This window comes from Gordonia jinhuaensis, from assembly GCF_014639795.1.
Lineage (GTDB): Bacteria > Actinomycetota > Actinomycetes > Mycobacteriales > Mycobacteriaceae > Gordonia_B > Gordonia_B jinhuaensis.
On the sequence record NZ_BMGC01000004.1, the window covers coordinates 123398 to 146739 of the forward strand.

Below are 23342 nucleotides of genomic sequence, written 5' to 3' on the forward strand. Positions count from 1 at the left end.
CGAGCATCCACCGGTCGAGCACCGCGCGTGGGCGAGCACCCTGCGCCGCACGGATCACCGCAACGGCACCGACGACGACAGGCGAGAACGATCAGCCGATATCGCCGCGCGCAGCCTCATAGGAGGCACCCACGCGGTAGAGCCGTTCGTCGGCCATCGCCGGAGCCATGATCTGCAGCCCCACCGGCAATCCGTCGTCGGACGACAACCCGGAGGGCACCGACATCGCGCAGGTGCCGGCGAGATTCACCGGCAGCGTGCACAGGTCGAACAGGTACATCGCGAGCGGATCGTCGACCTTCTCCCCGATCGGGAACGCCGTGGTGGGTGTGGTCGGCGACACCAGGACGTCGACATTCTGGAATGCGGCCTCGAAGTCGCGTGCGATCAGCGTACGCACCTTCTGAGCCTGACCGTAGTAGGCGTCGTAGTAGCCGGCCGACAGCGCATAGGTGCCGATCATGATGCGCCGCTTGACCTCTGGGCCGAATCCGGCCTCACGGGTCAGTGCCATCACCTCGTCGGCACTGTGAGTGCCGTCGTCACCGACACGCAACCCGTAGCGCATGCCGTCGAAGCGCGCGAGGTTGCTCGACACCTCCGAGGGGAGGATGAGGTAGTACGCCGACAGAGCCGAGGTGAAGCTCGGGCACGACACCTCGACCACCTCGGCACCGCGGTCGCGCAGCGTCTGCACTGCGGCGGTGAAGGATTCGAGCACGCCGGGCTGATAGCCCTCGCCCTGCAGTTCGGTGACCACACCGACGCGAACACCCGACAGATCATGTGCGGCACCGGCTCTCGCGGCACCGACCACGTCGGGTACCGGGAGATCCAGCGACGTCGAATCGCGCGGGTCGTAGCCGGCGATCACCGAGTGCAGCAGTGCGGTGTCGAGCACCGTGCGGCCGCACGGTCCGCCCTGGTCGAGCGACGAGGCGCAGGCGACGAGTCCGTATCGCGAGACGGTGCCATAGGTCGGCTTCACCCCGACGGTCGCGGTGACCGCGGCGGGCTGGCGGATGGATCCGCCGGTGTCGGTGCCGATGGCCAGCGGCGCCGAGTACGAGGCCAGCGCCGCGGCACTGCCGCCACCGGAGCCGCCGGGGATACGGCTGGTGTCCCAGGGGTTTCGTGTCACACCGTAGGCAGAGTTCTCGGTGGAGCTGCCCATCGCGAACTCGTCCATGTTGGTCTTGCCGAGGATCGGGATCCCCGCAGCCTTGAGCCGTTCGGTGACGGTCGCGTTGTAGGGCGACATCCAGCCCTCGAGGATCTTCGATCCGCAAGTGGTCGGTGCGTCGGTGGTGGCGAAGACGTCCTTGAGCGCCAGCGGCACACCGGCCAGCGGCGAGGTCGGCGCCTGCCCCTGATCCAGCGACCTGTCGACCTCGGCCGCGGCGGCGAGCGCCTCCTGCGAACTCACATGCAGGAATGCGTGCAGCTCGTCGTCGACCTCGGCGATGCGATCGAGATGGGCCTGGGTCACCTCCACCGAGGTGAGTTCACGGCTGTGGATCTTCTCGGCCAGTTCAGCCGCCGACAACCCGGTGACGGGTCCGGCGGCACGTGTGGGGGCGCTCACTGCTCTTCTCCCAGGATCTGCGGAACGGCGAAGCGCTCCTGCTCGACGGCGGGCGCCTGGTCCAGTGCCTGCTCGTTGGTGAGGCATTGGTGCTCGACGTCTGGTCGCAACACGTTCGCGATGTCGGCCGGGTGAGCGGTGGGCGGGATGTCGGCGGCCGCGACCTCCGACACCTGCGCCACATAGTTGAGAATCGAGTCCAGCTGACCCGCATACTGGTCGAGTTCGGCGTCGGTGAGCGCGAGTCGGGACAATCGCGCCAGGTGCGCCACCTCGTCCCGCGAGATTGCTGCCACTGTCCGGTTGGTCCTTCCGTGTCCGGTCATGTGAACCCCTGATCGCAGTCGAGCCGCATCACACGTGGACCGAGTCGTCCGTGGATCACCTCGTCGACGATCAGCGGGTGCGGGCCACCTGCGCGGCAACCGCTCATGTCAGCCTAGTCAACACATCCGACCGTGATGTCGACGGACTCCTCAGCGCCGCACCGAGGGTCGGTCGAATGAGCTTCACTGGCGATTCACTACAGTGGATGCACGTGAGCATTGCCACCTCGAAGACCTCCGGCCACCTGCCAGATCTGGTGTCCGCGCCCGGCGCGCGACGTCGAGCACATGCCGGGATCGGAGTCGCGGTAGGTGCAACAATGTCGAGCGTGTCCTATCTGCTGCGCGTGTACTTGCATGACCGGCCGGGCAGCCTCGGCGCACTGGCCGTCTCGCTCGGCTCGGCAGGCGCCGACATCCTGTCGCTCGACGTGGTCGAGCGCATGAACGGATACGCCGTCGACGACATCGTCGTCGAGGTGGCCCCCGGTTCACTCCCCGACACCCTCATCACCGCAGCCGAGAAGGTCGACGGCGTACGGGTGGACTCGATCCGTCCGTACACCGGCGTTCTCGACACCCACCGTGAACTCGAGCTGATCGACCAGGTCGCCACGGCCAACACCCACGATCGGATGCAGGTACTCGTCGACAACACCCCGCGGGTGCTGCGGGTGTCGTGGGCGATGGTCATCACGCGCGGCGGGTCCGGTGTGATCACCCTCTTCGGAAGTTCCGGTGCGCCCGAGACACCACTCACCGACGTCGACTGGCTACCGCTGCATTCGGCGACCGTCCTCGATCACGACGCCGACTGGGTGCCCACGGCGTGGAGCGACATGGCGACCCGGCTCGCCGCGGCACCGATTGGCAACGGCGACAAGGCATTACTGCTGGGACGTGCCGGCGGTCCCGACTTCCGGCCGTCGGAGATCGCTCGCCTGGGATACCTGTCGGGCATCGTCAACACCGTCCTGGACAAGCCGGCCTGATCGCCGCGCCCTCCCTGATCAGCCCGCGTCACCCATCCGACGCATCGTCGGTCCCGGCGGCGGGATCGTCGGGTTCTGACGTCTCCGGCGGTCCGTCGTCGAGAAGCCGGGTGAAACCGTCCTCGTCGAGGATCGGCACCCCCAACGACTCCGCCTTGGCCGCCTTCGATCCCGGGGCATCGCCCACGACCACGAAGTCGGTCTTCTTCGACACCGATCCGGCGGCCTTACCGCCTCTGGCGAGGATCGCCTCCTTGGCGCCGTCCCGCGAATAGTTCTGCAGCGAACCGGTGACCACGATCGTGTACCCCTCGAGCGTGCGCGGCACCGACTCGTCACGTTCGTCGGCCATCCGCACACCGGCCGCGCGCCATTTGTCCACGATCTCGCGATGCCAGTCGACGCGGAACCAATCGATCACGCTCTGCGCCAGCGTGGCGCCGAGACCGTCGGTGGCCTCGAGTTGTTCGGCGGTCGCGGTCGCGATGGCGTCGATGCTGCCGAACTCCGACGCCAGCGACCGTGCCGCGGTGGGCCCGACGTGCCGGATCGACAGTCCCACCAGCACGCGCCACAGCGGCACATCCTTGGCGCCGTCGAGATTGGCGAGCAGCCGCTTACCGTTGGCGCTGAGCTCCCCCTTCTTGGTGAGGAAGAAATCCGACCTGGTCAGGTCGTCGGCGGTGATCGAGAAGAGGTCCCCCTCGTTGTCGATGATGTGCGAGGTCAACAGCGCACTCGCCGCCTCATAACCCAGCGCCTCGATGTCGAAGGCACCGCGCCCGGCGAGGTGGAACAGCCGCTCGCGCAGCTGTGCGGGACACGAGCGCGCATTGGGACAGCGGATGTCTGCGTCGCCCTCCTTCTCCGGACGCAGCGGCGAACCGCACTCGGGACAGTGGGTGGGCATGACGAACCGGCGTTCGCTGCCGTCGCGCAGGTCGACGACCGGACCGAGAACCTCGGGGATCACGTCACCGGCCTTGCGGATGGTCACCACGTCGCCGATGAGCACGCCCTTACGCTCGACCTCGGAGGCGTTGTGCAATGTCGCGAGCGAGACCGTCGACCCCGCAACGGTCACCGGCTCCATGTAGGCGAACGGGGTGACGCGACCGGTGCGCCCGACGTTCACTCGGATGTCGAGCAGCCGGGTGGTCACCTCTTCAGGCGGGTATTTGTAGGCGATGGCCCACCGCGGGGCGCGCGAGGTCGACCCGAGTCGTCGCTGGATGGCGAAATCGTCGACCTTCACCACCACACCGTCGATCTCGTGCTCCACGTCGTGACGATGCTCGCCCCAGTACCAGATCCGCTCGATCACCGCGTCGGCGCCGGAGACCTTGGAGGTGTGGGTGGACACCGGCAGCCCCCACGCGCCGAGTGCGAGGTAGGCGTCGTGCAGCGACTCCGGTCGCCACCCCTCGACGTGGCCGATCCCGTGACAGATCATGTGCAACGGGCGCCCCGCGGTGATCTGGGGGTTCTTCTGGCGCAGCGAGCCGGCGGCGGAGTTGCGTGGATTGGCGAACGGCGGCTTACCCGATTCGACCAGTGACGCGTTGAGTTCCTCGAACTCCTCGACGCGGAAGAAGACCTCGCCGCGCACTTCGAGGACGTCGGGAACCGGGTACTCGTCGCTGCCCGTCAATGCGACCGGGATGTCGTCGATGGTGCGTGCGTTGAGCGTCACGTCCTCACCGGTGCGCCCGTCGCCGCGGGTGGCCGCGCGCACGAGTCTGCCGTTCTCGAAGACCAGATCGAGTGCGACGCCGTCGATCTTCAACTCGCACAAGAACTCCGGCGACACCCCGGCGTCGGCCTCGACCCGCGAGATCCAGCCGCGCATCTCCTCCTCGTCGAAGACGTTGTCGAGTGACATCATCCGTTCGAGGTGATCGACGGGGGTGAAGTCGGTGGCGAAGCCGCCGCCGACCAGTTTGGTCGGCGAATCGGCTGCGGCCAGTTCCGGGTGGTCGTCCTCGAGTTTCTGCAGACGGCGCAGCAGTGTGTCGAACTGCGCATCGGAGATGATCGGCGAGTCCTTCACGTAATAGCGGAACTGATGGTCGCGCACCTCGTCGGCGAGCTCCTGCCACTGTGTCCGCAGCTCGCCCCCATCGGCCGTGCCCGGGTCGCCGGCATCCGGACCGGCGCCATCGCGAACGGCGGCCGTGTCCTGGGGAGCGCGATCCTGGACGGGGTCGTCGGAGGCGGCGGATCGGGTGGAGCTGCGGCGAGCGGTCACGCTACAAGGCTAGTCGAGCGCACCGACAGCTCCCGCTGCCGCTTTCGGCACGTCTGTGCGGACGCGGCGTCGGATTGGCCGCTTATCCGAGAATGCGACGCGGACACATTCGCCGTCGCAAGGCGTCCACTATCCGCAGGTCAGGAGGTTGCCGCCGCGAATGATCCGCGGCACAGCGGCGTCGGACCCTGGCGAAGTGCCAGAGAAGTTGGAATTCTCGACGTATGGGTGTGCCCGATTCTCGTGCCACCACCGATCGCACCGGTGGGGATGACTCACGTCCCGATCGCCAGCCGCCCGACTCGCCGAGTTCCTCACGCGGCCGCCTCCCACTCGGCCGCCTCTCGACTGGCGCCATCACTGACTACGCACTCCCGGTGATCGGTCTGCTCGCGGTGATCGCATTGTCGGTCGGCGTGATCGTCCGGCTCAACGTGCACGATCCGGCACCGCGTGCGGCGGCCGAGACCGCCGTGCCGGCGTCGGCCCCGCCCACTCCGGCACCCGATCCGTGCCGCGACAACACTCTGCCGCGTCGCGTGGTGGTGAGCGTCGGATCACAGCACATGTGGTTGTGTCAGGCCGCCAACGTCTACGCCGACTCCCCTGTGACCACCGGCAGTGTGGACCTGGGCGACGGGACACCGCTGGGCACCTGGCAGATCCAGTCCCGCGAGACCGACCGATATCTCTGGGGTCCGGATTATCGGGTGTTCGTGCACTATTGGCTCCCGTATTTCGAGGACATCGGCTTCCACGATTCGTCGTGGCAGAAGTTCCCGTACGGAGATCTCAACATGTACAAGCGGTTCGGCTCACACGGGTGTGTGCACGTACCCGCCGAGATGATGTCGGGGCTCTACACATGGGCGCTGGAGGGCACCACGGTCACCGTCACCGCGTGATGTGCCCGAACCACGCCCGGTGTCGGTCGGGCGCGACTACCCGATCGCCTCGGGATCGTCGGCGAGGGCAGCCGCCGCCCGGCTGCACAGCGACAACGCCTCGCGCGACCAGTCATCGGTGGCCCCGGCCAGACCACAGGCGGGGCTCACCAGAACCTGTTCGGCCAGCACCGATCTCGGCAGACCGATGCGGTCGACAAGCGAAATGAGGCGCGCCAGAACGTCGTCGAGGTGCGGTGCGGGCTGGGTACGGACCGACTCGACCGCCCCGGCGACGAGTTCCCCGCCGCCGTCGAGCAACGACCCGATCGCATCGAGGTCGGCGCCGCCGCGCACCTGCCCCAGGTCCACCGACCACGCCACCTGACCGCTTGTCATCGGCGGCATCGCGGCGACGAGATCGGCGCGCAACGTTCCGCAATCATGCAGGATCCCGGGCACCCCGACGCCGGTGAACACCGCCGTCAGACGTTCACCCGCCACCGCTGCGGGTACGGCCTCGATCACGTTCAGCCTGGTCAACGGGGTGATGTGGCCGTCGATGACCCGCCCGATCAACGGCTCGTCGAGCTGCAGGTTCACCCGGACCCCGAGCCGGCGGGCCACCTCGGCGACCAGACTCGACAGTCCCTCGGTGAGTGAGTCGACCACGTCGGCGGTGGCACCGCGATCGGCGATGATCTTGTGTCCACTGGGCAGTTCGGCCGAGGCGGCGAAGGTGTAGGGACCCACACAGCTGATGGTGAGATCGGACTCGGCGCCGTCACGCCCCGATCTCTCCCAGAACTCCTCGACGGCATCGAGATCCTGCCGGAGCAGGTCGACCGCACGTCGCATCAGCATGGTCGGCCGCGCGGCCAAACGGTAGCCGGAGGCGGCGACGTCGACGGGCATGTCGACCAGGATCGCCGCGGCCCGACCGATCATGTCCGCACCCAGTCCACGGGCGGGTAGTTCGGGGAGAGTGGGGATGTCGAGTTCGCCGATCACGACCTCGGCGGCGACCCGGGCATCGGTGCCGGGCATCGACCCGATCGCGGTGGAGCGGCCACCGCCGAGTGCGGTCATCGCGCGCGTGCGCTCCCGCCATCGCTGATCGAGGTGCCGGCCACGTCGGGCACGGCATCGCCGGTGGCACAGATACGCCCCGATCCGACCACCACGTCCCCGTCGGTGTCGGGGCGGTACAGCACCGCCGCCTGCCCGCGGGCCACGCCGGCGAGCGGGGTGTGCAGGTCGAGGCGGAACCCTGGCCGGTCGTCGTCGAGGCGGACGGGGTGCACGGTCACCGGGGCAAGTCCGCCGTGGGCACGCACCTGCACCACCGCCTCGAACGGCTCGTCACGTTCGGTGCCGTCGGTCCACACCACACGGTCGGCCAGGATCGCCGAGACCCGCAGGTCCTGTGAGGTTCCGACGGTCACCGTGCCGGTGGCCGGGTCGATGTCGGTCACATAACGCGGGCGGCCGTCGGCTGCCGGGGCGTCGATACCGAGCCCCTTGCGCTGGCCGATGGTGAAGCCGTGGACGCCGTCGTGGTCGGCGAGTTGTTCGCCGGAGGCGTGGTCGACGATCGCGCCGGGCCGCACACCGATACGGGCACCGAGGAATGCCTTGGTGTCGCCGGTCGGCACGAAGCAGATGTCGTGGGAGTCGGGCTTGTCGGCCACCGCCAGGCCGCGACGAGCGGCCTCCTCGCGGATCTGCGGCTTGGGCGTGTCACCCACCGGGAACATCGCCCGCGACAACTGCTCGCGGTTGAGTACCGCGAGCACATACGACTGGTCCTTGTCGTCGTCGACGGCACGGCGCAGCACACCCTGTGACAGGCGGGCGTAATGCCCGGTGACCACCGCGTCGAATCCCAGGGCCACGGCACGGTCGGCCAGCGCCGAGAACTTGATCTTCTCGTTGCAGGTCAGGCACGGGTTGGGGGTCTGGCCCGCGGCGTAGGCGGCCACGAACTCGTCGATCACGTCTTCTTTGAAGCGGTCGGCGAAATCCCATACGTAGAACGGGATGCCGAGCACGTCGGCGGCGCGGCGCGCATCGTCGGCGTCCTCACGGGAACAGCATCCGCGCGATCCGGTGCGCAGAGTGCCCGGTGCGCTCGAGAGAGCCAGGTGCACACCGACCACGTCGTGTCCGGCCTCCACGGCGCGTGCGGCGGCCACCGCCGAGTCGACGCCGCCACTCATCGCTGCCAGTACTCGCATCAGCGCTCTCCTGCCGCAACCGTTGCCATGCCGGCGTTGCGCGCACGGTCGACGACCTCGCCGATCACGTCACCGACCAGGTCGATCTCCTCGGCGGTGGTGGCCGGCGACAGGCTGAACCGCAGCGAACCGCGCGCCTGGGCGTTGCTGCGCCCCATCGCCATCAACACATGGCTGGCGCTGGCGACCCCGGCGGTGCACGCCGATCCCGTCGAGCACTCGATGCCGCGGGCATCGAGCAGCATCAGCAACGAGTCGCCCTCGCATCCGGGGAAACTGACATGCACGATCCCCGGCAGGCGGGGTCCACCCGCAGGGCCGTTGACCACGGCGCCGGGAACCGCGAGCAGACGTTCGGTCAGCCGCTCCCGCAGCGCCTCGGTGCGCGCGGCGGCGGTGTCGAGTTCGGCGAGGCACCCACGCAGTGCGACTGCCATGGCGGTGGCTGCGGCGACGTTCTGGGTGCCCGAGCGGGTGTCGCGTTCGTGGCCACCACCGTGCACCAGCGGGGTGCAAGCAACGCCGCGGCCCAGGAGCAGTGCACCCACGCCCTGGGGTCCGCCGAACTTGTGTGCCGCCACACTCATCGCCGACACGCCCGCCGACCCGAAGTCGACCGGCACGTGACCGGCGGCCTGCACCGCATCGGTGTGGAACGGGATGTCGAACTCGGCTGCGACCGAAGCCAATTCGGCGATCGGCTGCACGGTACCGACCTCGTTGTTGGCCCACATCACCGACACCAGTGCGACCTCGTCGGCGTGCGCACCGAGTTCGGAGCGCAACGATTCGGGATGGACGAATCCGGTCTCGTCGACCCCGAGGATCACCAGTTCGGCGCCCTGCTCGTCGGCCAGCCATTGGGCGGCGTCGATGACGGCGTGATGCTCGACCGCCGAGATGACCACCCGGCGTCGACGCGGGTCGGCCGCTCTGCGGGCCATGTAGATGCCCTTCACGGCGATGTTGTCGCTCTCGGTACCCCCCGAGGTGAAGAGCACCTCGGACGGGCGGGCGCCCAGCGACGCCGCAACCGACTCGCGCGCCTCCTCCAGACGGCGGCGCGCTCGGCGACCGGAGCCGTGTAGCGAGGAGGGATTGGCGGTCTCGGCCAGCGCCGACGTCATCGCCTCGAGAGCATCGGCACGCATCGGTGTGGATGCGGCGTGATCGAGGTAGACAGAGCGCACGGACGAAGAAGACATACCGTGTCAAGCATAGACACCGTGGGGTCGGTGGCCAATTCCGGCCGCTGCTCGCCGACACACACGCGCCATGGCCGGGCTCACCTCATCACCTTCACCTCATCACCTGGCCCACGGCGAGCACACCGCGCGGATCGAACTCACGAGCCAGCCGTGCCAGTCGATCGGCGGTCGGGTCGTCGTAGCAGGACCTGATCACGGCAGGGTCCGACGATGCGGTGAAGTTCGGCAGACGCCCGCACGCCCATGCCGACATGTCGGCCAGCAGCGCATCGGTAGCGGTGCGCACGCTGGCCGCGCCGGGGCCGGCGAGCACTCCCACCGCATGCAGGTTGTGACTGGCCCGGCGATGGCTCAGTGCTCCGGCAACGCGCGGTTCCTCGGCGTAGGCACCCCCGAGCAGACGCAGTTCGACCATCAACAGCGGGGTCCGGACATCGGGGCCGGCGTGGCGCAGCAGTACCTCGAGGGCCTCATCGGGGAGGTCGGAGAGCAGGGTGCCGTCATCGTGGCTGGGTATCGGTTCGACGGGGTCGGCATGGATCGCGCCGATGGCCGGATACGGCAGCATGCCCACGGTGTCGATGAGCGGCGTCGCGACCGCACGCATCGGCGCGAGGATGTTGGTTGCGGTGCCGAGATCCTCCACGCAGGCAAAGCGCACCGCGATTGTCGCCCGCCCGGCCAACGGCCGCGGCACGCCGGGCAGATCCGGCAGCCGCAACAGCGCCAGTGACGTGCTGGCCGAGCGGGGCATGTCCGCGCACCACCGTTGCCAGGCGGTGAGCACCTCTGGCGCATCGGCGGCATCGAAATACAGTGCGCCGCCGACGATCTCGGACAGCGGAAAGAGATCGATGACGCATTCGGTGATGAGGCCGAGGGTGGCCTTGCCGCCACGGAGCCCCCAGAACAAGTCGGTGTGGTCTTCCGGGGTCGCCCGCGCGAGCATGCCGTCGCCGGTCACCACCTCGATCGAGCGGACATGATCGGCGGTGGCGCCGAAGGTGCGTACGAGTGGCCCGATACCTCCCCCGCTGATCAGGCCGGCGACCCCGACACCGGGGGCCGACCCGCACAGTGGCGCCAACCCGTGACGGGCCGCCTGTTCGATGACGGTCTGCCAGCGAACTCCGGCGCCCACGCGTGCTGTCGCCGACACCGGGTCGACCTCGCATCGATCCAGTGCCGCGGTGCGCACGAGGATCGACCCGTCGCCGACGTCGGTTCCGCCATGGCCCGTCGCCGCCACCGCCACGGTCGTGGCGGTGACCCCGGCGACGGCGACCACGTCGGCGACGTCGCGCGCATCGCACACATCGACCACCGCCCAGGGATTCCGGGTGACGGCCACGTTGAACCCGGCGGTCGGGTAGGCCGGGTCTCCCGGGACGTGAATGCCGCCACGGATACGCCGGCGCAATTCGGTGAGGCGTACTTCGGTGGGGTCAGCACCGTCACCGGTCGGGTCAGGTCGAGGCGGGTCAGGGTGGGTGAGATCAGGGCCGGTGGCGGCTGATTCGGAGGTGATGTGCTGGGACACGGCGTCCTCGCTTTCGGGATCGAGATATCCGGGGAGTCGAGATATCGATGTCCTGAACACTGGCGGTGTCGTCTTGGCGCCGTCTTGGCGAACGCATGGCGCAGGGCCTCAGCCGCGCAGCGCATGTGCGGCGTCGGCCACCGCGATCAGACCGATGCGGCGTGCGCGCACCTCGATGTCGGCCAGTTCCACATCCCGCCACGGATCCGACAGGTGGTCACGGTGGTGCGGGAGATCACCCGATCCAGAGGGCCGTTGGGCCAGTCGATGACGCTGTTCGGCCAGCCGACAGCGCAGCAGCCCCGGCTCACTGCCTCCTCGATCGGACAGCGCACGCGCGTCGGCGAGCGCAGCCCTCGCGCGGTCGCCGTCTGCGCACAGTGCGTACAGGTCGGCCAGTGCCAGTGCGACCGGCCCCAAGCACCCGACCTGACCGACGGTCGCGATGCAGTGCCGGAACGGCTCGAGATAGTCGATGAATTCCCTCGCTCGTTCGAGCAGACCCAGATCGACCACGATGTCGGCGAGGATCACCGCATGGGCAAGTGACGTCCACATCATCGGTCCGTCCGCGCCGCGCCACCTGTCGACGATCTCGGCGGCCAGTCGTTGGTCACCATCGACCCCGGCAGCCACCGCGACACCGGCGGTGAGCACTGCGACCACGGCGTCGCCGGGGCGGGCTGCCATCGTCTGGCGGACCCACTGCATGCGGTCGCCGCCCCAGGTGCCGAGCACCTGGTCGACGATGTCGTCGAAGAGTCCGTGCTGGGTGGCCATCGCCATCATCGCCAGCGCACCACTGCCGGCGACGTAGAGCTGCGTCTGCTGATGCACGGCGATCGCGGTGCGGAAATGGTCTGCAGCGCGGCCGAATTCGCCTCGCCACACAGCGAGTGCGGCTTCCATCCAGCGCAGCTGTGCGCGCAGGATGGGCAGGCGCATCTGTTCACTGCCGACGATCCCGCGCCGCAGATGGCGTTCGGTCGTGTCGATGTCGCCGAGTGTCATCGTCGCCATCGTTGCCACCGAGTCGGCGATCACCGCGTCGACGGCCGCCGAGGAATGCTCCGACGTCGAGAGCAATTGGGCCACTGCGATGTTGCGTTCGGCATGGTCGGCGACGCCCGAGTAGGCGATCAATTCGGCGAGCAGGACATCGGCTCTCACCTCAGCCCTCACGTCAGACCGGGCCTCTGTGTGGTCGAGCGAGGCGGCGAGATCGCGAGCGCCACGGAGGTGGCCCGCGCAGATCGCCGGATCGGGGTGATAGCAGTGGCACACTGCCAGTGCCGCGAGAACCCGTGCCGCACTGGCCGGATCGCCGCGTGCGCACCTGCTCGCCTCGACGAGGACCTCACGTAACGCACCGACCTCACCGGTGGGCGGAATCCACGGCCACCCACCGCCGGCGCGCAGCAGTACCGCGGCCAGCCGCCCGACGCTACGCGCCGCCCCGAGCGCGATCGCCTCGGACATCCGCGCGGTCACGGTGTCGATCACCACCTGCGCACGTCCGGCCCGCGTATGCGCATCGAGCATCGCCACCAGCAGATCGTCGCGCTCGCCGGAATCCTGTTCGGCGATCGGCATCGACTCATAGGTGTCCAACGCCGCCTGCAGCCAGTACGCCGCGCTGTCGGAATCCCACCGGCCGGTGGCCTCCTGCGCCGCGGCCTGGCAAGCGGCGAGCACGTCGGCGGTCTCGGCGAGCGGCAGGGCCGCGAGCAGATGCGTCGCACGACGAGCAATCGCGTCATGTCCGCCGATCTGCGTCACCACCCGAGCGGCCCGCAGATGTATTCGGCAGCGACGCAGATCGCGGACCGAGGACATCGCCTCCTCACGCAGCAGCGCATGGGCGAAGACCGTCGACTGTCTGCCGGCGGGCGTGACGACGATGCGTTCGTCGGCGGCCTCGTCAAGACAGTCGGCCACCAGATCGAGGTCTCGGCCGGTGACGGCGGCGAGAAGAGTCGCATCGATCTCATCCCCGATCACCGCCGCGACACCGAGCACCTCACGTACGGTCGGATCGAGCGCCGCGAGACGCCGATCGAGTACCGCACGTACCGCCGAGGGCACCGCCTCACCACGCCGATCCGCCGGCAGCCGCGCATATTCCGAGACGAACAGCGGGTTTCCTCCGGTGCGCGCGAACAGCTCGTCGACTTCGTCGGCCTCCAGGCTGGCGATGGTGCCGGCCAGGGAGTGCACCTCACATCTGTCCAGTTCGCCGAGGTCGAACACCCGACCACCGCTTCGAATGATGTTCTCCCGCAACCGGGACAGGTCCGCACGTGTGGTCTGCTCGCGCATCGTGACGATCACACATAGCGGGCGATCACGCAGTGCCGCAGTCATATACGTGAGCAGACCCAGTGACATCGAGTCGGCCCACTGCACGTCGTCGACCACGATCGTCACCGGTGTCCCGGCCGTGGCATCGGCGAGCAGAGCCTGCATGCGTTCGTAGACGGTGAACCGGGCGGTGTCGGCGTCGGCACCGGCGGGGATCGCCAGCAGCTCGTCGGGGTCGGCACCGAGATCACGGCACAACTGCCGCATCGGCCACCACGCCGGACACGCCTCGACGTCGGGGCATCGCACCCAGATCACGGTGTCGCCGTCGCAGCGCGCAAGGCGCACCGCCTCCTGCGCCAGCCGCGTCTTTCCGATCCCGGGCGGCCCCGACAATCCCAGAACCCGAAACCCTTGTCGCCGTTCGTCGGTGAACAACTCCGCGAGCGCTTCGCGTTCGGCGGTCCGGCCGACCAGCGGATCACACGGTCCGGTCGGGTCGTGCGCAGCCACCGCGGGACTGCGCCCTTCAGCGGCCCTGACCGCATCGGTGCCCCGGCTCGTGTCGGCAGAACCGATGGCAGCGGAGACCGGCGAACCCGGAGCGCGTGGCCACGATGCGACCGCCGGATCATGGCGCAGGATGGCCGACTGCAACTCCCGCAGCGGTGTGCCCGGGTCGATCCCCAGTTCCTCGTCGAGGACGGCCACATGTGCGGCATAGGCCTCGAGGGCTTCGGTGCTGCGGCCGGCCTGATGCAGCGCGACCATCTGCAGCCACACGCCGCGGTCGCGCAACCGGTCCTGTGTCCGCAGCGCGGAGATCTCACGAAGCGCCGCACTGGTGTCGGCGGTCGCCAGCAACGCGGCCACCCGTGCCTCGATGATCCCGATCCGCGTCTCGGCGAGCCCGGCGGTCTGCACTGCGACCCATTTCTCGTCGGCGAGTTCAGGCAACATCGGCCCGCGCCACAGTCCGATCGCCTGCTCGGTCGCGGTCAGCACGTCGGTCCACCGGCCGTCCTCGGCTGCGGCGCGGACCTGCGCGGCGAGCTCGTCGACGTCGATCAGGTCGAGGTGATCGTCGGCGAGGACGAGACGATAGCCCGGTGCGACCCGTTCGATCGGTGAGGGATCACCGGTGTCGCCGCGCAGGACACGTCGCAGGTTGGAGATGTAGGCCTGCAGACTCGTGATCGCTGCATGCGGAGGTTCGGGACCCCAGACCATGTCGACGAGGCGGTCGACCGAGACCACCGATCCACGGGCGAGCAGCAGTGCCGCCAACACGGCGCGCTGTTTGGGCGGGCCCAGGTCCAGGGTGATCGAGTCACGACGCACTTCCAGAGGACCGAGCACGAGATATGTGCGCATCAGGTCACCTCGCTCACGACCGGATTCGTGGTGTGACTTTGCGATCAGTTTACGTCCGCATGCACCATGTCGGTGCCCGCATCATCGGGCACCGCGCGCGCCCGACGCATCGTCACCACCACCGCCAGTGCCCCGATCAGCGCGATCGCGCAGGCGATCCATTCGGCCGTCCGCACCCCGTCGACGTAGTCCGCGCGCGATCCGCCGGTGAGCACCGAGTGGGCCGGCAGGACCGCCCCCAACGCCGCGACACCCAGCGCGATCCCCGACTGACGGAACACGTCGTTGATTCCCGACGCCAGTCCGACGTCATCGGAGTGACTCTCGGCGAGAACCACGCCGCTGACCACCGGGTTGAACACCCCCGCGCCCACGCAGGCGACCAGGAATCCCGGGATCAACGCCACCGCGCCTCGGCCGCCGGTCGCCATCGCCATGAGTGCCAGCCCCGCCGCCACCGCAGCCAACGCGATCGAGAGCAGCACCCAGGCGGGCACGCGGCTGACGATCCGATCGGTGACGGCCGCGGCGATCACCATCGCCGCCGTCCCCGGCAGATACACCAGTCCGGCCGCGATCGGTGACAGTCCCAGTACGCCCTGCAGGTGAATGGTGACGTAGACGAAGACGGCGAACAGCGAGGCGGAGATCGCGAACGTCGCCGCTTGGGCGCCGGCGAACGGTAACCGGGCCAGCATCGCCGGCGGGAGCATCGGCTGGTCCACCAGTTCCTCGATCACACAGAAGGCGATCCCCGCGACGGCTGCGACACCGAAGGCGACGAGTGCCGAACCGGCCGACCACCCCTTGTCGCCGGCCTCGAAGAAGCCGTAGGTGAGCGCGGTCAGCCCCACGATCGCGGCCGCCTGACCCCACAGATCACCGTGACGCGGTGTCGCACTGCGGGATTCGGGGATACGGGTGGCCGCGATGATCATCACCACACCCACCGGGACGTTGACGACGAAGATCGCCCGCCACCCGAACACCTCGGTCAGCACGCCCCCGAGGAGCGGTCCGATGGCGAATGAGGCGCCGATGGTCGCCCCGTAGGCGGCCAGTGCGCGCGAACGCTGACCGGCTGCGGTGAAGGCGCCGGCGAGCAACGCCAATGAGGAGGCGAACAGCAGCGCGGCACCGACACCCTGAGCCACTCGGGCCAGGTCGAGCGCCCCGATACCCGGGGCGAGCGCACAGAGCAGCGAGGCGACGGTGAACAGTGCTGCGCCGACGAGAAATGCCGCACGTCTGCCGATCCGGTCTGCCGCAGCACCGGCGCTGAGCACCAACGACGCCAGTGCCAGTGTGTAGCCGTCGACCACCCAGGTCAGCGCGGTCATCTGCGCGTGGAATTCACCGGCGATGGCCGGGAGTGCGGTGTTCACCACCGCGATGTCGAGCATGAGCATCGCCGTGGCGACGCAGACGACCGCCAGAGTCGCACGCTGCGTGGTGGTGAACGGGGTACGCACCTCCGATCCGATCGGACCGAATGTCCCGGTGCCGCTCCCGTATGCCTTGCCGGCGGCGGCGCCGCGAGAAGATCTGCCGCGAGAAGATGTGCCGGGAGAAGATCTGCCGAGAGAGGATCTACCTGTCATGTCGAAGCCCTTCGCTGAATGGATGGATCTCAGCGTCGGCGCACGCGCTTGGAGACTTCTTGGTGCCGACCCGATCAGGCCGACATGGGCGACCGAGACCTCAGCCCGCGAGCGACAGCGCAGCGGTACTGCCCGCAGCCGCCGCTCCGGTGTGCACGGGATGGATGAGCGCCTCGCAGCGTCGCGACAGTTCACGCCGGTCGTCTCCGGGCGCCTGCATGTCCAGCAACACCACTCTCACCATCAGCCCCTGGGTTCGCAGCACCCGTCCGAGGGTGTCGCCGATGCCGTCGTCACCGATGAACGACGCGTGCGTGGTGGGACGCCCGCAGATGGAGAACTCCAGCCGCACCGGCTGGACCGGTGTCTGTGCGTCGACAGCGGCCTGGAACACCGCGGGATGGAAGTCGCCGACGTGCCGGCCGCAGTGAGTGGTGCCCTCGGGGAACACGCACACATGATCACCGGCGGCGATCCCCTCGCCGATGAGATCCACCACCGCGGGCAGGTCGCGCAGTGACCGCCGCATGATCGGGATCGCACGCACCCGGCCCGCGATCGCGGCGACCACCGGCCGGTGGCAGAGCTCGGATTTGGTGACGAAGCGTGAGGGAAGCACCGCGGCGATGGCGGGGATGTCCAGACATGACGTGTGGTTGGCCACGACCAGCGCACTGGGCGGACCGGACATCCTCGATCGGCGGCCGGGAGCGCGGCCGACGCGCTGGTCGCTGACCTCCAGCCGAACCCCGAGGGCGCGCAGCAGCAGGCGGCACAACGTGCGCACGTACCTCTGCCGGATCGACCGCGGTGACATCACCACCACGGGCATCATCACCGCCGCCCACACCACCACTGCCACCGCACACACGATCCGGCCGGCCCGCACTGCGGCGCCCACCGCGATCTCGGGATGAACGCATCCGGCGTCGCAGACGCTGACCGGATACCAGGAGTGCGTCGGGAGACCGGAGCCGGTCACCCGCTGAACGGGATCGGTGACACCCATACCCACAGGTCTAGTCGGCCGAGCAGGCCGGTCGCCGTCGTCGGCGTGACGTGTCGATGCCGTCCCGATGAAAGCTCCGCCGGTGCGCGGTGAACGCCAGACACGGCGTTCACCTGCCGTTACACGACGATGCCCCCGCAACGCGGTGAGCGCTGCAGGGGCACCTGCCGGGATTGGCGCAGAGCGCCCACCCGATGGGCCGGGTGATCAGCCCTTACGCTTCTTGACCTCGTCGGTCAGCTGCGGTGCGACGTTGAACAGGTCGCCGATGATGCCGTAATCGCTGATCTCGAAGATCGGGGCCTCTTCGTCCTTGTTGACCGCCACGATGGTCTTCGAGGTCTGCATGCCGGCGCGGTGCTGGATGGCACCGGAGATGCCCAGCGCGACGTACAGCTGCGGCGAAACGGTCTTACCCGTCTGGCCGACCTGGAACTGACCCGGGTAGTACCCGGAATCGACGGCCGCGCGCGAGGCGCCGACCGCAGCACCGAGTGAATCGGCGAGCGGTTCGATGACCTCGTGGAACTTGTCCTCCGAGCCGACACCACGGCCGCCGGACACCACGATCGAGGCCTCGGTGAGTTCGGGGCGCTCGCCACCGACGTTGGGCTCGACCTTGGTGATCTTCACCGCGTTCTCGGCGACGGCAGGCACCGCGACCTCGACGACCTCACCGGCGCCGGCCTGCGGAGCGGCCTCGACACCACCGGGACGCAGCGCGTAGACCGGGACCTCGCCCTTGGCCTTGGCGTCGACGGTGAACGCACCACCGAAGATCGAGTGCACACCGGTGCCGTCGCTCTTCAGGTCGATGATGTCGATCAGGACACCCGAGCCCAGGCGCACGGCCAGACGACCGGCGATCTCCTTGCCGTCGGCGTTGGCCGCGACGATCACACCGGCCGGGCTCGCCTGCTCGGCGACCGCGCCGAGCACGTCGACCTTGGGGCTGACCAGGTAACCGGCCGCATCGTCGGACTCGGCGACGTAGATCTTCTCGGCGCCGAATTCCTTGAGCGCGTCGGTGATACCGGCTGCGGTGCCGGGCTTGCCGACGACGACCACCGATGGGGTGCCGAGCGAGCGTGCAGCGGTGATGAGTTCGCCGGTGACCTTCTTCAGGCCGCCCTCGGCATCGACCTCTGCGAGGACGAGAACTTCTGCCATGATTTTTCTCCTACGAAATGTGGGCGTGTGTGAGGTGAGTCGATCGGCGTGAGATCAGATGATCTTCTGCGCGACCAGGTACTCGGCCAGCTTCACGCCGCCGTCACCCTCATCGGTGACCTTCTCGCCTGCGGTCTTCGGGGGCTTGGGGGTCACGCCGGTCACCTCGGTGGTGGCGTTGCCCAGGCCCACATCCTCGGGCTCGACGCCGATGTCGGCGAGCGAGACCTTCTGAACTTCCTTCTTCTTGGCGGCCATGATGCCCTTGAAAGAGGGGAAGCGGGGTTCGTTGATCTTCTCGGTGACGCTCACGATCGCGGGCAGCGACGACTCGAGGTGGAATATGCCCTCGTCGGTCTCACGCTCACCGGTCAGGTTGTCGCCGTCGACGGTCAGCTTGCGCAGATGCGTCAGGTGCGGCAGTTCCAGGTACTCGGCGATCATCGCCGGGATGGCGCCGACACGACCGTCGGTGGCCTCGTTGCCGGCGATCACGAGCTCCACGCCCTCGACCGTGCCGAGTGCGCGGGCCAGCACGTAGGCGGTCTGCACCGCGTCGGAGCCGTGCAGCTGGTCGTCTTCGATGTGGATCGCCTTGTCGGCACCCATCGACAGTGCCTTGCGGATCGCGTCGGTGGCCCGGGCGGGACCGGCGGTGAGGATGGTGACCTCGCCCCCGGAAGCCTCCTTGATCTGCAAGGCCTCCTCGACCGCGCGCTCGTTGATCTCGTCGAGAACGGCGTCGGCGGCTTCACGATCCAGGGTGAAGTCACTGTCCGACAGTTTGCGCTCGGACCAGGTGTCGGGAACCTGCTTGATCAACACAACAATGTTCGTCATGGGTCTTCGTCGACCTCCTGCATCGGATTCGCGAGAACTTACCGCACGGTAAGTCTCTGGGTCGTCCTAAGTCTAACCTTCGTTACCGGCGAGTATTCAACCCGGTTCGCTCTAGATTCTGCCAGCTCACTGCACATTTAGACACATATGAAGTTCCACACGATGACTTCGATCATCTCATCGCGGTCTAGGCTCGCGAGGATGACTAGAGCAACTGAGGACCCGCGAAGCGCCCCGGTCGCCGCCGACGCAGCGACCTCGCAGGCGTCCACCCCCGACTCGTCGGCTCCCGATGCGCTCGCGACCCTGGCGCTCACCGGCGAACGCACCGTACCCGGCATCGCGCGCGAGAACTACTGGTTCCGCCGCCACGAGGTCGCCTACGAATTCGTCGGACCCCGGTGCAGCGGTGCGCGCGTCCTGGAGGCCGGATCGGGCGAAGGCTATGGCGCAGACATGATCTCGGCACACGCCGCGTCGGTGACATGCGTCGATTACGACAGGCTGACCGTCGAGCACACCGCCGCGCGCTATCCCCATCTGCGAGTGATCGAGGGCAATCTGATCGACCTGCCCCTCGACGCCGACGCGGTGGATGTGGTGGTCAACTTCCAGGTGATCGAACATCTGTGGGATCAGCCGGCATTCCTGCGTGAATGCGCCCGGGTGTTGCGCCCCGGTGGCCGGCTCCTCATCTCCACACCCAACCGCATCACCTTCTCCCCCGGCCGCGACACACCGCTCAACCCGTTCCACACCCGCGAACTCGACGCCGGCGAGCTCGCCGACCTGATCACCGGAGCGGGACTGGTGGTCGAGGAGATGCTCGGCGTGCACCACGGCCCGGCACTGAGCCGACTCGACGACAAGTGGGGCGGATCGTTCATCGACGCGCAGATCCAGCGCGCCCTGCGCGACGAACCGTGGCCCGCCGACCTCGTCGACGACGTCGCGGCCATCACCACCGGCGATTTCGCGATCACCGCCGAGGACATCGACGACTCTCTCGACCTGCTCGCGATCGCCTCCCTGCCGACGGCATGACCACCGCACACACGACAGCCCCGGATGTTCCCGGCCAGTTCACCCTGGTACTGCATTCCCACCTGCCCTGGCTGGCCAACCACGGCCGGTGGCCGGTCGGCGAGGAGTGGCTCTACCAGTCATGGGCGGGGTCCTACCTGCGGGTGGCCGCAGTGCTCGAGGAGCTCGCCGACGAGGGACGCACCGATCTGCTCTCCCTGGGCGTGACGCCGGTGCTGGCCGCACAACTCGACGACCCGCATTGCCTGAGCTCGATGCACGAGTGGCTCGCCGATTGGCGGTTACGCGCCCACGAGGCCATGCAATTCGTCGGCGATGACGCGGCCCAACAGCAACAGGTCCGCATCGCCGGACAGCGCGAACACCACGACTCCGGACGTGGGCTCGAATTGTTCGAATCACGTTGGCGCCACGGCGGATCTGCGGTGTTGCGTTCACTCGCCGACCGCGGTGCCATCGAGTATCTCGGTGGGCCGCTGGCACATCCGTTCGCACCGCTGCTGCACCCGCGACTGCGCGCCTTCTCCCTCGACGAGGGACTCGCCGACGCCGCACACCGCATCGGCACACGCCCACAGGGGATCTGGGCGCCCGAGTGCGCCTACACGCCGGGGATGGAGAACGGCTACCGCGCCGCCGGCGTGCGCCACTTCATGGTCGACGGACCGACACTGCACGGCGACACCGCACTCGGACGACCCGTCGGCGACAGCGATGTGATCGCCTTCGGGCGCGATCTCACCGTCTCCTACCGCGTCTGGTCGCCGACCGCGGGTTATCCCGGACACGCGGTCTACCGCGACTTCTACACCTACGATCACCGATTCGGACTCAAGGCTTCTCGGGTCACCGGGCGATCGGTGCCCGGCGAGGCGAAGAAGCCCTACGATCCGCAACGCACCCGCAGTGTCCTCGACCGGCACGTGGAGGACTTCGTCGACACCGTGCGCACCCGGCTGCTCGGCGAGTACGAACGCACCGGACGCCCGGCACTGGTGGTCGCGGCATTCGACACCGAATTGTTCGGACACTGGTGGCATGAGGGCCCGGACTGGCTGGCCGCCGTGCTGCGCCGACTGCCCGAGGCCGGTGTGTCGGTGGGATCGCTACGCACCGCCGCCGACCGCGGCTTCGTCGGCGAGCGGGTGGACCTGCCCGCCTCGAGCTGGGGAGCGGGTAAGGACTGGCGGGTGTGGACCGGCGAGCGCGTCGCCGATCTGGTGGCGCTCAACGACGAGGTGAGCCGCACCGCACTGGATTCGGTGGACAAGCGATTGGCAGCGGCAGGTCACCGACGCGACCCGGTCAGCGATCAGATCCTGCGCGAAGCACTGCTGACGGTCTCCTCGGACTGGCCGTTCATGGTGACCGGCGACGCCGCTGCCGGCTACGCACGCGATCGCGCCTTCCTGCACGCGCATGCGACCCGCGAGATCTGCGCAGCCGCCGACGCCGGACGCGAGGAGCGCGCGAACGCACTCGCCGCCGGCTGGGCACGCGCGGACAACCTGTTCGCCCACCTCGACGCCCGTCGGCTGCCGCCCGCGGGCTTCGACGACCTGCACACCCCCGGCGCCGATGGCCCGCACGCCCCGGGCTTCGATGGCACAGGATCCTCGGCGCGGAATATGGTGCGGCCGTGAGGATTCTCGTCGTGTCGTGGGAGTACCCGCCGGTGGTGATCGGCGGTCTCGGACGCCACGTCCACCACCTGTGCGAGGCGCTGGCCGCGGCCGGTCACGATGTCGTGGTGCTCACCCGAGGTCCGGCAGGCGCCGATGCCGGCGCATTCGCCGGTTCCGACGAGGTGCGCGCGGGGGTGCGCGTGGTCGCAGTGCCCGAGGACCCGCCGGAGTTCACCTTCGGCGAGGACATGGCTGCGTGGACTCTTGCGCTGGGCCACAGCCTGATTCGCGCCGGCCTTCGCGTGCTCCACGGCCGCGACGGCGACGGCGCCGCACAACCGTGGCAACCCGACGTGGTGCACGCCCACGACTGGCTGGTCGCCCATGCGGCGATCGCGGTGGCTCAGGTCGCCGACGTACCGCTGGTGTCGACGATCCACGCCACCGAGGCCGGCCGGCACAGCGGCTGGGTGTCAAGTCGTATCAGCCGCCAGGTGCACAGCGTGGAATGGTGGCTGGCCAACGAATCCGATGCCCTGATCACCTGTTCGGCCAGTATGCGTGACGAGGTGACCCGGTTGTTCGGCCCCGGACTCGCCCAGATCCACACCATCCACAACGGGATCGACACCGGTGCGTGGCCCTATCGCTCGCCCGAACGCCGACCGGGGCCGCCGCGGTTGTTGTTCGCCGGCCGCCTCGAATACGAGAAGGGCCTGCAGGATCTGCTCGCCGCGCTGCCTCGGCTGCGCCGTCGCTTTGCCGGCACCACTGTGACGGTCGCCGGGGAGGGCACCCAGCTGCAGTGGCTGAGCGACGCCGCACGGACCCACCGGATACTGCGGTCAGTGCGGTTCGTCGGACGACTCGACCATGACGAACTCGTTGCCGCACTCCATGATTGCGATGCATTGGTATTGCCGAGCCGATATGAGCCGTTCGGCATCGTGGCGTTGGAGGCGGTATCGGCGGGTACCCCGCTGGTGGCCTCCACCGCGGGGGGACTCGGCGAGATCGTCACCGACGGTGTCACCGGGATGGCCTTCGCGCCGGCCGACGTGGCCGGTCTGACCGCTGCGGTAGCGGCCACCCTCACCGATCCCGACGCCGCGGCGACGCGTGCCCAGCGGGCACGTCAGATGCTCACCGACGAGTTCGGCTGGTCGCAGATCGCCCAGGAGACCGTCGGGGTCTACGCCGCGGCCAAACGTCGCGAGCGCTCACCGCTACGACGTCCGTTGATCGTGGAACGCCCACTGCCCGAACGTGATCCGAACAAGCCGGTGACCACCACCGACGTCGACGATCCCCCGGTGTGAGAGGTGCACCCGCACTCCGGCCCGATCCGCCGCGGCGAC

At 68.6% G+C, this 23342-nt stretch carries 17 protein-coding genes; 5 read left to right on the forward strand and 12 right to left on the reverse strand.

Going from position 1 to position 23342, the window contains the following annotated elements; translation table 11 throughout:
* Positions 1 to 91: 91 nt before the first annotated feature.
* Both gatA and gatC read right to left on the reverse strand, forming a co-directional pair.
* Positions 92 to 1585, reverse strand: coding sequence for an Asp-tRNA(Asn)/Glu-tRNA(Gln) amidotransferase subunit GatA (gene gatA / locus IEW22_RS04490; protein WP_229742172.1), 1494 nt, complete (start codon positions 1583 to 1585; stop codon positions 92 to 94).
* On the reverse strand, positions 1582 to 1911 hold the full coding sequence (gatC, locus tag IEW22_RS04495) for an Asp-tRNA(Asn)/Glu-tRNA(Gln) amidotransferase subunit GatC (protein ID WP_188585399.1): 330 nt from the start codon (positions 1909 to 1911) through the stop codon (positions 1582 to 1584). Before gatC ends, gatA begins: the two co-directional genes overlap by 4 nt.
* 320 nt (positions 1912 to 2231) lie before the next feature.
* Here gatC and IEW22_RS04500 point away from each other — a divergent pair, with 320 nt between their 5' ends.
* On the forward strand, positions 2232 to 2903 hold the full coding sequence (locus IEW22_RS04500; RefSeq protein WP_188585492.1) for an ACT domain-containing protein: 672 nt from the start codon (positions 2232 to 2234) through the stop codon (positions 2901 to 2903).
* Between the two features lie 28 nt (positions 2904 to 2931).
* On the opposite strand, the gene ligA is transcribed toward IEW22_RS04500, so the two are convergent.
* Complete coding sequence (gene ligA / locus IEW22_RS04505) at positions 2932 to 5013, reverse strand: NAD-dependent DNA ligase LigA (RefSeq protein ID WP_188585493.1); 2082 nt, start codon at positions 5011 to 5013, stop codon at positions 2932 to 2934.
* A gap of 368 nt (positions 5014 to 5381) precedes the next feature.
* Here ligA and IEW22_RS04510 point away from each other — a divergent pair, with 368 nt between their 5' ends.
* On the forward strand, positions 5382 to 6056 hold the full coding sequence (locus IEW22_RS04510; protein WP_229742174.1) for a L,D-transpeptidase: 675 nt from the start codon (positions 5382 to 5384) through the stop codon (positions 6054 to 6056).
* Positions 6057 to 6092: 36 nt separating this feature from the next.
* Here the strand turns inward: IEW22_RS04510 and IEW22_RS04515 are convergent, their stop codons facing one another.
* The 9 genes from IEW22_RS04515 to IEW22_RS04555 form a co-directional block, all read right to left on the reverse strand.
* Positions 6093 to 7124, reverse strand: coding sequence for a uroporphyrinogen decarboxylase/cobalamine-independent methonine synthase family protein (locus IEW22_RS04515; RefSeq protein ID WP_188585401.1), 1032 nt, complete (start codon positions 7122 to 7124; stop codon positions 6093 to 6095).
* Positions 7121 to 8272: a tRNA 2-thiouridine(34) synthase MnmA gene (gene mnmA / locus IEW22_RS04520; RefSeq protein WP_188585402.1), complete on the reverse strand. Its 1152-nt coding sequence runs from the start codon at positions 8270 to 8272 to the stop codon at positions 7121 to 7123. Before mnmA ends, IEW22_RS04515 begins: the two co-directional genes overlap by 4 nt.
* The gene (locus tag IEW22_RS04525; protein WP_188585403.1) at positions 8272 to 9477 is read right to left on the reverse strand and encodes a cysteine desulfurase family protein; all 1206 of its coding nucleotides are present in this window, start codon (positions 9475 to 9477) and stop codon (positions 8272 to 8274) included. Before IEW22_RS04525 ends, mnmA begins: the two co-directional genes overlap by 1 nt.
* Positions 9478 to 9571: 94 nt before the next feature.
* Entirely contained in the window at positions 9572 to 10900 is a 1329-nt protein-coding gene (locus tag IEW22_RS04530) for an FAD-binding oxidoreductase (protein WP_188585494.1), read from the reverse strand.
* 228 nt (positions 10901 to 11128) lie between these two features.
* Positions 11129 to 14695 (reverse strand): AfsR/SARP family transcriptional regulator, encoded by a 3567-nt coding sequence (locus IEW22_RS04535; RefSeq protein ID WP_188585404.1) that lies wholly within the window; start codon positions 14693 to 14695, stop codon positions 11129 to 11131.
* Between the two features lie 44 nt (positions 14696 to 14739).
* Positions 14740 to 16296 carry an MFS transporter gene (locus IEW22_RS04540; protein WP_188585405.1) on the reverse strand — a complete coding sequence of 519 codons (1557 nt, stop codon included), beginning with the start codon at positions 16294 to 16296 and terminating at the stop codon, positions 14740 to 14742.
* Between the two features lie 100 nt (positions 16297 to 16396).
* Positions 16397 to 17305, reverse strand: coding sequence for a lysophospholipid acyltransferase family protein (locus IEW22_RS04545; RefSeq protein WP_188585406.1), 909 nt, complete (start codon positions 17303 to 17305; stop codon positions 16397 to 16399).
* A 207-nt stretch (positions 17306 to 17512) separates the two neighbouring features.
* Positions 17513 to 18475, reverse strand: a complete 963-nt coding sequence (locus IEW22_RS04550) for an electron transfer flavoprotein subunit alpha/FixB family protein (RefSeq protein ID WP_188585407.1) — start codon at positions 18473 to 18475, stop codon at positions 17513 to 17515.
* A gap of 54 nt (positions 18476 to 18529) precedes the next feature.
* Positions 18530 to 19315, reverse strand: a complete 786-nt coding sequence (locus IEW22_RS04555; protein WP_188585408.1) for an electron transfer flavoprotein subunit beta/FixA family protein — start codon at positions 19313 to 19315, stop codon at positions 18530 to 18532.
* 201 nt (positions 19316 to 19516) lie between these two features.
* Here IEW22_RS04555 and IEW22_RS04560 point away from each other — a divergent pair, with 201 nt between their 5' ends.
* Genes IEW22_RS04560 through IEW22_RS04570 form a run of 3 tightly spaced genes read left to right on the forward strand, consistent with a single transcriptional unit; the run spans position 19517 to position 23303 of the window.
* Positions 19517 to 20359, forward strand: coding sequence for a class I SAM-dependent methyltransferase (locus tag IEW22_RS04560; RefSeq protein WP_188585409.1), 843 nt, complete (start codon positions 19517 to 19519; stop codon positions 20357 to 20359).
* Positions 20356 to 22002 carry a 1,4-alpha-glucan branching protein domain-containing protein gene (locus IEW22_RS04565; RefSeq protein WP_188585410.1) on the forward strand — a complete coding sequence of 549 codons (1647 nt, stop codon included), beginning with the start codon at positions 20356 to 20358 and terminating at the stop codon, positions 22000 to 22002. The genes IEW22_RS04560 and IEW22_RS04565 overlap by 4 nt, the downstream gene beginning before the upstream one ends.
* On the forward strand, positions 21999 to 23303 hold the full coding sequence (locus IEW22_RS04570; RefSeq protein ID WP_188585411.1) for a glycosyltransferase family 4 protein: 1305 nt from the start codon (positions 21999 to 22001) through the stop codon (positions 23301 to 23303). The genes IEW22_RS04565 and IEW22_RS04570 overlap by 4 nt, the downstream gene beginning before the upstream one ends.
* Positions 23304 to 23342 lie beyond the last annotated feature (39 nt).

Coding starts and splice junctions, on each gene's coding strand:
- IEW22_RS04565 (WP_188585410.1), top strand. CDS start 20,356: ATGACCACCGCACACACGACAGCCCCGGATGTTCCCGGCCAGTTCACC.
- IEW22_RS04500 (WP_188585492.1), top strand. CDS start 2,232: ATGTCGAGCGTGTCCTATCTGCTGCGCGTGTACTTGCATGACCGGCCG.
- IEW22_RS04540 (WP_188585405.1), bottom strand. CDS start 16,296: ATGACAGGTAGATCCTCTCTCGGCAGATCTTCTCCCGGCACATCTTCT.
- IEW22_RS04525 (WP_188585403.1), bottom strand. CDS start 9,477: ATGTCTTCTTCGTCCGTGCGCTCTGTCTACCTCGATCACGCCGCATCC.
- mnmA (WP_188585402.1), bottom strand. CDS start 8,272: ATGCGAGTACTGGCAGCGATGAGTGGCGGCGTCGACTCGGCGGTGGCC.
- IEW22_RS04550 (WP_188585407.1), bottom strand. CDS start 18,475: ATGGCAGAAGTTCTCGTCCTCGCAGAGGTCGATGCCGAGGGCGGCCTG.
- IEW22_RS04555 (WP_188585408.1), bottom strand. CDS start 19,315: ATGACGAACATTGTTGTGTTGATCAAGCAGGTTCCCGACACCTGGTCC.
- gatC (WP_188585399.1), bottom strand. CDS start 1,911: ATGACCGGACACGGAAGGACCAACCGGACAGTGGCAGCAATCTCGCGG.
- IEW22_RS04515 (WP_188585401.1), bottom strand. CDS start 7,124: ATGACCGCACTCGGCGGTGGCCGCTCCACCGCGATCGGGTCGATGCCC.
- IEW22_RS04560 (WP_188585409.1), top strand. CDS start 19,517: ATGACTAGAGCAACTGAGGACCCGCGAAGCGCCCCGGTCGCCGCCGAC.
- IEW22_RS04535 (WP_188585404.1), bottom strand. CDS start 14,695: ATGCGCACATATCTCGTGCTCGGTCCTCTGGAAGTGCGTCGTGACTCG.
- IEW22_RS04545 (WP_188585406.1), bottom strand. CDS start 17,305: ATGGGTGTCACCGATCCCGTTCAGCGGGTGACCGGCTCCGGTCTCCCG.